Here is a 10,131-nt window from a genome sequence, read left to right on the forward strand (position 1 = left end):
AAAACAGCATGTCGTGAATACGCTCTTTGACGCCAACGCTTAATTCTTGTACGTTTTCATCTTGCCATAAAACTACATTTTTTCCTTGCCTTTTTTACGCATTTTATCATTGTCATTGACAGTCATAATCCAACACAACCGCCTCTTCGTCGTCGGCAAAAAATTGGGACAGACTTATGCCAAGCCCCTTGCAAATCGCCTGCAATGTGGGAATGGTTGGCTGATTGTTTAGCCTAAATAGGTTATTGAGTGACCCCTCAGAAATACCCGCCATTTTCGCCAGTTTATAATTACTTAAACCGCGCTCGTCGCGCAACTTTCTGATTTTTTCCAGCACTTCCATATCCACACCTCCATTGATATTAAGAATACACTTATAAAAATGTGCAAAACAGACTTAATAGGGCTTGCGATTACACATATTAAGGTGTATAACAGCGCATGAACATGACTGTTCAACTACACAATGGAGGAAACATAATGAATAAGGCAATTTCTCTACTGCTTGTACTGGTGCTTGCAAGCGCATTACTTGTTGGTTGCGACAATGGCGGTGGACTTGACGGCACATGGGTGCTTCAAGAGGCAAGGGGTGACGGGGTTCGTTCCAGTATCCATTTTGATGGCGACACTTTTACCCTTACGGAACTTCGTCATGTAACGATGGTACGGGAGCATAGCCCTATATTTGGGCAAAGTACCAGCACTGAAAGTACCGATGGTTTGGCATCTATTAGCTCATCTGTCGGGCTGGGATTTCCTTTTGGCGAGGACTTCGACGTTCTCAGCCAAGAAAACCTTGAACTGACCTCAGAGCAACAAATTGAGCGTGTTCGTTTTCTTCACCAATCGGTCATAACAGGCACAATATCCATATTGGGCGATAGGATAGAATTTACGACCGAAGCTGGTCTTGTTCGAGCCGTTGATTTTAATCAAACAAGAGGTAGGCTGGAACTCGGCAGGGCGACACTTGTTCGCGGATAAAGCAGCAAAAAAACAGGAGGATATTTTCGTGCAACCAAACAACATACAAGTCGGCGAAACTGTATTTGCGCTATGGAAATCGAACGGCTGCTATTACCCCGCAACAGTCAAGCAAATCGCTGGAAATACCGTTGATGTTGCTTTCTTAGACGGTAGCGCAGGTCAAGTGTCAAGTGACCATGTTATTCCCTTACAAGACGCATACAACAATCTATCACTACAAGGTAATTGGGAAAACGGCGGCGAATACTATGACGGCACTATATTAAGCCAAAATCCATTGACTATGCTGTACAGTGATGGCAACTCCGAACGCATAAATTTAGCACAACTGCGCGGCAAAATCGGCGGCAAGTCTGCGCCTCCCAACATAGACGAGTGCGAACTAACCGCACATTGTCGAACCTGCGGAGCAAAAATTCTTGACGAGGCTGTTGTCTGCCCGCATTGCGGCATTGAAACGGGCATATATTCAGAAGAAAGAGAGTTCATGAAAACATGGATAAAATGGGAGGCTTTATCGTGGCTATGGTGGCTCTTAGGCTTAGCCGCTCTCTCTGGTTTGTCGTGGTTTTTCTGGTGGTTGATTTGGGGAACATAGAGCTAAATAGGGCTGGCATGAAAATTGCCAGCCCTTGCTATTTTAACGCCGTTAAATGCCGCTGATATAGCATATAGACATATCAAGCATAGTGTGGTATACTAGGTGTGCAATAACCTGTTAGAGGGGCTTATAGCGCAGTATAACGGCATAAGGGGTGTGGTAGCTATGCGAAAACTAAAAATCTATCTTGACACGTCGGTGGTTAGTCACTTAGACGCGCAAGATACACCCGACAAAATGGCTGATACGCATAAATTATGGGACGCTATAATAGCGGGTGAATTTGAGGTTGTACTATCTAGTGTTGATTTTGAGGAACTGCTGGTGTGTTCGCCTGATAAACGTGCTATTTTGGCAGAGTATTTAGTGCGTATTCCTTACACATTGGTTGAGGTTGACTACGATGTCGTACGGATTGCTGAAAAATTTGTTGATTTGGGCATACTAAAACAGAAAAGCATTGACGACTGTCGGCACATTGCCGCCGCTATCGTGAGCAAGTGTGATGTAATCGTTTCATGGAACTTCAAGCACATTGTAAATCATAAAACCATGCAAGGCGTAAAGGCTGTAACCGCACTCGAAGGATATAGCGACTTATTGATATATACGCCAACTACACTTATTGGAGGTGAAGATGATGAATAATACCCCAAGACCAAATATAAGTCCCGATTTTACCATTGATGATATTCACAAAATCCGTGAATGGAATTATGAACGGCGTAAAGGCATGAGCCGTCAAGAGGTTATTGACGACATTAACCGAGGGGCGGCAGAGTTTAACGCTCTCATTGATAAAATGCGGCTTGACACGTCTGTCAATGCTGACGTACACAAAGAAGTAAGCCGTCGTTTATCGGGCGTTAGGCGTACAGCACGTACCAGCGCGTCAAAATAATTTTGTAAGCCTACCCCAGCTAACGATACGGCAAAAAATGGGGGTATGGGGCTTACTTGTCCATGCGCGTGGTGAGTGCAAGCGGTCAAAAAATGAGTAACCCGTACAGGCTACCCATGTGTGACTATTGGGTGAAATATTTTTTTGCTGGCGTACAATAAGCGCAAGCGCACCATATACCAACTCTTGAATATATTTCATTATAACATATTCATGCAACTGTGTCAATCTGCTCCCTATACCCTTATCGTACCCTTTAATTTACCCTTTACACGATTGAAATACTCTTTACGGGAAAACACACAACAAACAATACAATCGCTGTAACCATTGCAAATTCAGACTTATTGTGACACAGAAAATGCTATGGATTGGCAATGTTATAATTCAAATCCCTCCTTCTCCGCCAAAAGGCTTTGACAAAAAAGATGCCACGCCCTGAACCCCGCTTTTCAAGCGGGGTTCAGACGTTTTTGTACTCCGCAAATTAACTCCTCATTTTATAGATGACAGTAAGGGTCAACGAACGGTACTTGTTACAGGTCATTGCGCCGGCGCACAAGGCTGAGCTGTTTGGTAACGCGGGCGGGCGGTGATGCTTGCTATATGGTTACTTTCGTGATATACTGTAAGCAGAAAGCGGGGTGCGTCGACAATGAAAGTTAATCAAGAAATCAGGGACATAACGGAAGCCATCAAAGCGGCCGTTCCCGTTGAGCGCATTTATTTGTTCGGTTCACACGCTTATGGTACGCCCAACGATGATAGCGATTATGACTTTTTTGTCGTCATTCCGGATGATAGTATGCGTCCGATTGATGCGATGAAGCTGGCGCGGCGCTCGCTCAGGACAGTGGACAGAAAAACACCTACAGATATACTGGCCGATTATAGTAGCCGGTTCGATGACCGAAAGCAATATAACACATTGGAAAAAAAGATTGTTAATGAAGGGATGGTACTATATGAACGACAAAATGCTCGTTGATGAGTAGCTGGTCATAGCGCGTGAAGATTTAGATACAGCACAGTATCTTTTTGAGAAACCAAACAAAAAACCACTAGAAATTATTTGCTACCACTGCCAGCAATCTGCTGAAAAGGCTTTGAAAGCATACCTATGTGCAAATGGGCTTGAGGTTCCAAAGACGCATGAAGTTGAGTTGCTTTGTCATAGATGCAATGAAATCAACCCCGCATTTTCCACACTATATGATGACTGTCAAGACTTGCAGGTTTATGCAACCGGAACACGTTATCCGAATCGAATTGAGGTAAGTGAGCAGGACGCGAAACAAGCGTTACAGCAAGCAAACACTATCTATCAATTGGCTAAAACACAGATTGCAGTAGATCCGCCGCTCCAATTAAATATTCCGACTCCGCTACAGGCAGCGTTCAAAGAAATTTCGCCGCCGGTCATGATGAAGACGGATGCTTGATTGTTTATCCCGCCACCGGACATCAACGCCGATATATTTCCTGTAATCACCCCTGTAACCACTTGTCAAGGACTTTTTTATACAAACGCCAAAATCCCACAAAATAGGGCTTGCCTATCCTGCGGGATTTATTGTTCAAAATGTGCCTACTCATGGCGTAAGTCGGGGCTTAACCGTTAGGGCAACGAGTGCTTATACTGCGAAATACTTATCTTGATTTTCAATATGCCTTTTAATTTCAGGCACATCGTCAACTGTCAAATCTGCCATGCTCATCATAAATCCGGCACAATGGGTAAGTGCTTGCCCATCAATATTTGTAAAGTTATAATATCGTGGTTTGCCATTGCACACGGTGCAAGCTCCACATACTGGCGAAACAGGAAAATGAGTTCGCTTTGTATCGCTGGTTTTGTCTTGATATGACTGCACAATATTGCGAAGTGGTTTTTGAAATTTGTCAGAATACTCGTTGCTGGCGTTGTACTTTAACAGAAATACAAAACCGCTTTGACTTTGTTTGCTGCATCCTATTCTTGTCATAACATTTCCCGATTTTTCAAATTGGAGCGCAAACGGGGTTTGACTATTCTTGTATTTTTTCATTGAGTAACCAAGCTCTAACAAATAATCAATGACAGGCTCGCATAATGTCTTTTGCTCCTCGTTGATGTGCGAATATAATATTTCCGCAAGTTCTTTTTGTTTTGTGTTCATACGTCACCTCGACCTACTCCGATTCAAATCGACCCGGTTCATCGTAAGTGTAGTAAATGTTGCACTCCGGCATTGTCGCTTTCAAGTCCTCTTTTACTTCATCGGTTATATTCATTTCTCGCAATTCAAGGTATTTCAGCCCCCTCAACTCCTTGACCAAATCAATATTCCGTGCCACGGGATTAAACGATAGCGTCAAATGTTCGAGTTGTTGCATATTCCGCAGTCCATCAAGGTTGACGATATTATTATTTGCCAACGTTAGATACACCATTTTTGTCAAATTATTTAGTGGGGCAAGGTTTGAAATTCTGTTATCATGTGCGTCAAGATAGCTTAGGTTTAGGCAATTTTCTAAGGGTGACAAGTCATCACTTGGTTCATATTGATTGCGATGCCCTCTAACTGCGGCAAGTGTCTGATGATTTCAATCTCCGTCAAACGGCAATCGAATAGATAGATTTTCTTTAATTTCGTCAACCCTTTAATCGGCGATATATCCTCAATTTTATTACTATAAAGCCATGCGTTTTCAAGGTTGACCCAATGCTTCACAAATGAAATATCGGTAATTTCGCAAGCGGTAAAACTGATATTTTTCAAATTTGTTAAGTTTGATATACACTCTAAGTCAGAGTAGTTATTTTGGTTCGTCTTTTCATCTTTGGGCGAAAACGGACAGTTGCCCGCAAATAAGGTTTCCAATTTTACTAGGCTTGCTAGTGGCGATAAATCGTTTATACAGTTCCCCATGATTTCAAGGTGCGTTAGGTTTTTGAATTGCTCTAAATCTCGAATATCAGCAATACCTAAATTGTTTAATTTTAATTCCGCAACCGCCAATATGTCACTTTCTGATAAATCTTCATCTGTCGATTTACCGATTTGTTTACGCACTTCGTTTTCGATTATTTTATTAAGGAAAAATGCATCGTTGGCAGGCAATAAAATTTCATCTATTGAACAATTTAGCACTCTTGCCATTGCCGGAAGTGTCGCTGTTTCAGGCAAGCATTTTCCTGTTTCCCATTTGGATACAGCTTGTGGGCTGACTGATAAAATTTCGGCGAACTTTTCGCCAGTAAGTCCTTGCTGTTTACGCAGCAACGCAATTTGCTTGCCGATTTTCATAGTGTTCATTTCTGCACCTCATTACATAGTATTTCGCACCGACACAGTAAGTTTAACACAGTATAATTTCCATGTCCATGCTATGTATGTTTAAGTCACAAAAAAGAAACATCAACCTGAGGTTGATTGAAGATAATATAAACTACCGACCTTGCCGTGGGCAAGTTGGCGTAGTGTAGCGAATGTCGCTACCCACGGCATGAGTATACCACAACGGCGGGGCAATGTCTACCTCTTTTTGCTCATTGGCGGTTGAAAATCCCGCCAAAGTGTGGTATAATGCGACTGTGTTTTGCGTGATTAAATTGTCTACACGCTGTGTAGACAATTCTGACGGGGAGGTAAGCGATGAACCAAGAACTAACAACACTACACGGCAACACTTACGGCAAAGTCCGCGAAACGCTGTTGACTGCCAAAAATAAAGTCTATGCCGCCGTCAACTTTACAATGGTAGAGGCATATTGGGAAATAGGCAAAGAAATAGCCGAGGCTATTGGCGAGCGCGCCGAGTACGGCAAGGGCTTGATAGCCTATCTTTCGGCACAGCTTACGGCAGAGTTTGGTAAAGGTTTTGATGAGTCCTCGTTACGCAAAATGCGTAAGTTTTATTTAACCTTTCCAATTCGGGACTCACTGTGTCCCGAATTGAGTTGGTCACATTATCGCTTGCTAACACGGATTGACGATAAAAGCCGCCGCAATTTCTATCTGCAAGAGTGCGCCGAAACAAGTTGGAGCGTTCGCCAACTCGAACGCCAAATTAACTCATTTTATTATGAGCGATTACTTGCCACGCAAAAAAAGGGGCGCGCTAGTGTGCGTGATGAAATACAAGCATTAGAGCCAAAAACTGACCCAGAATATATCCTCAAAGACCCCTATATCCTTGAATTTCTCGACCTCAAAGAAAACAAATTGTACCACGAAAAAGATATTGAGCAAGGGCTGATTGATAACTTGCAAGAGTTTTTGCTTGAACTCGGCAAAGGCTTTTCATTTGTCGCACGACAAAAACGCATTACCATTGACGGTGACCATTACTACATCGACCTTGTGTTTTACAATTACATTCTCAAATGCTTTGTGCTGATTGATTTGAAAACCGGCAAACTCGATTATCAAGACATTGGGCAAATTGATTTTTACGTTCGTTATTTCGAGGACAAAATGAAACAACCGGGCGATAACCCCACACTTGGTATTGTGCTTTGCTCCGACAAAAATGATGCAATGGTCAAGTATTCCGTATTGGACGAAAGCAAGCAACTTTTCGCATCAAAGTATCAAGCATATATCCCAACAGAGGACGAATTAAAGCGTGAGTTAGAGCGCGAACGGCAAAGAATTGAGCAACAGTTAGTTAAAAATGACGGCGGGGAATAACTACAACTTCGGGACAATTTGCCCCCCCTTTAACTGTACCGTTACCGCTCCATTTCTCTTGATTTTTCCCTCGGTTCTTGCGGCATTAAATCCTCCACGGCTCGCTTGATTTTGTAGGCGTGGTTGGTGTCGGCTTTGAGTTTTTGGAATTGTTGATTGAGTGCCGCTTTTTCGGCAAGCAACTTTTCACGCTCGGCTCGCCACGCCCTTGTCGGGATTTCCGTTCTGCCGTTTAGCGTGTCTTTGAGGTGCTTATCTGCACTCTCAAACAAGGCAATGGCGGACCGGTCTCGCCGTTTTTGTGAGTTGCCGTAATTCCGTCTTGCGTTAGTTTTCCGGTGACTGTAATAACATTGTTTTCATCTTGAAAAACACCTCAATGTGATTGTACCGAAAGTCTTTCCGGTTGACAAGCACGAGGATTCATGGTACATTGCCAAGTGTAGCCCAATAGGTTATAATATGGCACAGGGGGGATTTTCTATGCGAAATTTCAAAATCAAAGAGGCAATGGCGGTCGGCCTTGCGCTTGTCATGGTGCTGGTGATAAGCGCGGCGAGTGCGGGAATGGATATTGCGCCCGAATTAGCGGGCGTTGTGCCGGCACACGACTACATAATTCAAGACAGTGAAAGGACAAGCCGTGAAGCCGCTGAGCTGGGGATTTTGACCGGCACATTAAACACTCCTGTCGGTATGCAAGGCTTTGAGGGTGACCATGCGCTGGGCTATGACTCATATGAAGTTATCGAAATTGTGGTGCAGTTTGTCACGCCGCCTGCTGTGGCGTTGCGCCTTTTGGAAGAGCGTAACAACTCCGATTTCCGCACTTTCTCAAGTGCCACTTTCGAGGAGCAAGCCTTATCCGCCCATGACGCATTTCATAAACAGTTGCGGCAAATTTCTCCGCCCGGCGCGTTTGGTATCACGTCTGCCGCGCATGAAATAATCAGCGAATACCATAGCCTGTTTAACGGCGTGTATATGCGTGTGCCTACATATATGGTAGAGCGTATCACGGGATTGCCGGAAGTGTTTGCCGTTACGCCGTATATTATCCCGGCGTTGCCGCAGCCTGCCGATATAAGCGGCGTTGCCGCAGCCGGTTCCGGGATTGCGCCTGCGTCATCGTTTTTTCTTAACCCCAATCTCATGCGGGCGGCGAGAAATCTGTTTCATATGGACTACATACATAGTTCGCTGAACATTACCGGCTATGGCGTGCGTGTGGCAATGTTGGATACCGGTATTGACCATACACACCCCGAGTTTGCAAGGTTTTTGGACAACACGGGCAGGGTGCGCGGCTGGCAGCATCATGTCGCTGCGGGATTTCCATATACTGACTCCAACAATCACGGCACAATGACTGCCGGCACAATAATTGCTATGGCACCTGAGATAGAGTTGTTGTCATTCCGAAAGAGCCATCTCGATGGAGAGGGGAATTTTCATGTAGGATTTGACGCAATGGCTGCTTTGGAGTTGGCTCACGCTGCAGAAGTGGATATTATTTATACGTGGGGATGGGGAACAAGCCCTTTCACGCCACATGATTTTGCCGTCAGCCTAGCCGTACTGGACGGTGTCGTCGTCGTTGCAGCCGCACACAACGATGGGCCGGAGCCATTTACGGTGTTGAGCCCCGGCAACAGTCCTTTGGCGATTACTGTCGGTGCCGGTACGGCAGGCGCTGATTGGGATTGGGGCGAGGACACCATAGCCGATTTCTCCGGCCGCGGACCGACCAACATTACGTATCATATAAAACCGGATATTATTGCGCCGGGCGTTTGGGTTTTAACCACCGATGTAGGTGGGGGTTATAATTATTTTGGCGGCACTTCCGCGGCTAGCCCGATAATTACGGGCATCGCGGCACTATTGGTGCAAGGATTCCCCGATGCTGCGCCTTGGGAGATTAAAGCCAGAATGATGAACACGGCAAGACCGCTCGCTGACTTATCGCCTAACAGCGTCTTTGATGTCGGAGCGGGGTTTGTGCAACCATTAGAGGCGTTGACCAACTCGACGGTTGTCACCGTTGAACACGATATCCCGCTATCTACTAACCCTAACGAGCCTTTTGTTCCCGCGATTATGTCTTCAATGAGCTTTGGCGTATTAAGAGCTTATGGCGGAGAAGGGAACAGCACACTTCCGATTAGCATTTCAAACAGAGGAACCGCTACTCGTACATATAACATCAGCTATAGCTTTACAGATAACCCAGGCGGCGGCGCAAGCCTTAGCTTCAGCAATACAAACATAACCGTTGCCAATGGCGGGACGGATAGCTTTTATGCCACTATAGCACTTTGCGAAACCGCTCGTTCCGGCATTTATGAAGGCTATGTCTATATCAATTATGGTGGTTCACCCGTGGCAAGAATGCCTTTTGCGGTAAGGTTTGTTAGGCTTTTCACAGTCACAGGTCCGGCAGTGTTCAACATATTTGACTTGCTGCCCGGCGCGGCTTGGACCGTTGTCCCCGGCGGCGACGCTACCGGTATTAACATTTCCGTCACGGGCGGCGAGTACAGGTTTGACAATGTCGGCGGCGGCTTTCCCAACGCACGGCAGAATTTCAACGCTATCCCGATTCCGCGAGACGATTGGGAAGACGCCGTGCTACACTTCGACTTTACCGTAGCATCGCAAGCCAGCATCATCTTTTTCAACAACACCGCGGCGGTCAGGCTGACGAACGCACTCTCGTATGTCGGTGCCAACCGTCCGCTTGCCAATGCTGTTGCTGACTTATCCGCCGGCAATTATTCCGGCGCTATACCGCTGAGCGACCTGTTCGGCAATACATGGGCGGGCAATCCCGGTCCGCTGTTTACCGGCGATGTGTTTCGGCTTGTCGGAATGCGTGTGTTTGCCGTTACGGGTGACGTGACTTTCCGCGAGTTCAGCATTCGGCACCCGGCATGCGCTGACTGTTGTCCTGTATGCAATCA

At 45.5% G+C, this 10,131-nt stretch carries 13 protein-coding genes; 8 read left to right on the forward strand and 5 right to left on the reverse strand.

Annotated elements, in window-relative coordinates:
- Nucleotides 1–112: 112 nt before the first annotated feature.
- Nucleotides 113–343: a helix-turn-helix domain-containing protein gene (locus tag FWE06_09940; GenBank protein MCL2547481.1), complete on the reverse strand. Its 231-nt coding sequence runs from the start codon at nucleotides 341–343 to the stop codon at nucleotides 113–115.
- 137 nt (nucleotides 344–480) lie between these two features.
- On the opposite strand from FWE06_09940, the gene FWE06_09945 reads away from it, so the two are divergent.
- From FWE06_09945 to FWE06_09970, 6 genes are all read left to right on the forward strand, one after another.
- Nucleotides 481–987, forward strand: a complete 507-nt coding sequence (locus FWE06_09945) for a hypothetical protein (GenBank protein ID MCL2547482.1) — start codon at nucleotides 481–483, stop codon at nucleotides 985–987.
- Between the two features lie 28 nt (nucleotides 988–1,015).
- Nucleotides 1,016–1,588: a hypothetical protein gene (locus tag FWE06_09950; GenBank protein MCL2547483.1), complete on the forward strand. Its 573-nt coding sequence runs from the start codon at nucleotides 1,016–1,018 to the stop codon at nucleotides 1,586–1,588.
- A gap of 168 nt (nucleotides 1,589–1,756) precedes the next feature.
- A complete protein-coding gene (locus FWE06_09955) occupies nucleotides 1,757–2,239 on the forward strand; it encodes a PIN domain nuclease (GenBank protein MCL2547484.1) in 483 nt (160 codons plus the stop codon).
- Nucleotides 2,229–2,492 (forward strand): hypothetical protein, encoded by a 264-nt coding sequence (locus FWE06_09960; GenBank protein ID MCL2547485.1) that lies wholly within the window; start codon nucleotides 2,229–2,231, stop codon nucleotides 2,490–2,492. Before FWE06_09955 ends, FWE06_09960 begins: the two co-directional genes overlap by 11 nt.
- A gap of 655 nt (nucleotides 2,493–3,147) precedes the next feature.
- Nucleotides 3,148–3,480 carry a nucleotidyltransferase domain-containing protein gene (locus FWE06_09965; GenBank protein ID MCL2547486.1) on the forward strand — a complete coding sequence of 111 codons (333 nt, stop codon included), beginning with the start codon at nucleotides 3,148–3,150 and terminating at the stop codon, nucleotides 3,478–3,480.
- A gap of 13 nt (nucleotides 3,481–3,493) precedes the next feature.
- The gene (locus FWE06_09970; protein ID MCL2547487.1) at nucleotides 3,494–3,934 is read left to right on the forward strand and encodes a HEPN domain-containing protein; all 441 of its coding nucleotides are present in this window, start codon (nucleotides 3,494–3,496) and stop codon (nucleotides 3,932–3,934) included.
- A gap of 192 nt (nucleotides 3,935–4,126) precedes the next feature.
- Here the strand turns inward: FWE06_09970 and FWE06_09975 are convergent, their stop codons facing one another.
- From FWE06_09975 to FWE06_09985, 3 genes are all read right to left on the reverse strand, one after another.
- The gene (locus FWE06_09975; GenBank protein ID MCL2547488.1) at nucleotides 4,127–4,651 is read right to left on the reverse strand and encodes a hypothetical protein; all 525 of its coding nucleotides are present in this window, start codon (nucleotides 4,649–4,651) and stop codon (nucleotides 4,127–4,129) included.
- 13 nt (nucleotides 4,652–4,664) lie between these two features.
- Complete coding sequence (locus tag FWE06_09980; GenBank protein ID MCL2547489.1) at nucleotides 4,665–4,910, reverse strand: hypothetical protein; 246 nt, start codon at nucleotides 4,908–4,910, stop codon at nucleotides 4,665–4,667.
- A gap of 95 nt (nucleotides 4,911–5,005) precedes the next feature.
- Complete coding sequence (locus FWE06_09985; GenBank protein MCL2547490.1) at nucleotides 5,006–5,791, reverse strand: helix-turn-helix domain-containing protein; 786 nt, start codon at nucleotides 5,789–5,791, stop codon at nucleotides 5,006–5,008.
- Nucleotides 5,792–6,130: 339 nt separating this feature from the next.
- Between FWE06_09985 and FWE06_09990 the strand changes: the two genes are divergently transcribed.
- Nucleotides 6,131–7,168 (forward strand): PDDEXK nuclease domain-containing protein, encoded by a 1,038-nt coding sequence (locus tag FWE06_09990; GenBank protein ID MCL2547491.1) that lies wholly within the window; start codon nucleotides 6,131–6,133, stop codon nucleotides 7,166–7,168.
- A gap of 41 nt (nucleotides 7,169–7,209) precedes the next feature.
- On the opposite strand, the gene FWE06_09995 is transcribed toward FWE06_09990, so the two are convergent.
- A complete protein-coding gene (locus FWE06_09995) occupies nucleotides 7,210–7,440 on the reverse strand; it encodes a hypothetical protein (protein ID MCL2547492.1) in 231 nt (76 codons plus the stop codon).
- Nucleotides 7,441–7,651: 211 nt separating this feature from the next.
- Between FWE06_09995 and FWE06_10000 the strand changes: the two genes are divergently transcribed.
- On the forward strand, nucleotides 7,652–10,131 hold a 2,480-nt coding region (locus tag FWE06_10000; protein ID MCL2547493.1), incomplete at its 3' end, for a S8 family serine peptidase.

It is taken from the genome of Oscillospiraceae bacterium (assembly GCA_009780275.1).
Lineage (GTDB): Bacteria > Bacillota > Clostridia > Oscillospirales > UBA929 > WRAI01.

What these genes read in the sequence shown, in the direction of transcription:
- FWE06_09940 (MCL2547481.1), bottom strand. Translation starts at nt 343, where the DNA reads ATGGAAGTGCTGGAAAAAATCAGAAAGTTGCGCGACGAGCGCGGTTTA.
- FWE06_09945 (MCL2547482.1), top strand. Translation starts at nt 481, where the DNA reads ATGAATAAGGCAATTTCTCTACTGCTTGTACTGGTGCTTGCAAGCGCA.
- FWE06_09955 (MCL2547484.1), top strand. Translation starts at nt 1,757, where the DNA reads ATGCGAAAACTAAAAATCTATCTTGACACGTCGGTGGTTAGTCACTTA.
- FWE06_09960 (MCL2547485.1), top strand. Translation starts at nt 2,229, where the DNA reads ATGATGAATAATACCCCAAGACCAAATATAAGTCCCGATTTTACCATT.
- FWE06_09965 (MCL2547486.1), top strand. Translation starts at nt 3,148, where the DNA reads ATGAAAGTTAATCAAGAAATCAGGGACATAACGGAAGCCATCAAAGCG.
- FWE06_09975 (MCL2547488.1), bottom strand. Translation starts at nt 4,651, where the DNA reads ATGAACACAAAACAAAAAGAACTTGCGGAAATATTATATTCGCACATC.
- FWE06_09985 (MCL2547490.1), bottom strand. Translation starts at nt 5,791, where the DNA reads ATGAACACTATGAAAATCGGCAAGCAAATTGCGTTGCTGCGTAAACAG.
- FWE06_09990 (MCL2547491.1), top strand. Translation starts at nt 6,131, where the DNA reads ATGAACCAAGAACTAACAACACTACACGGCAACACTTACGGCAAAGTC.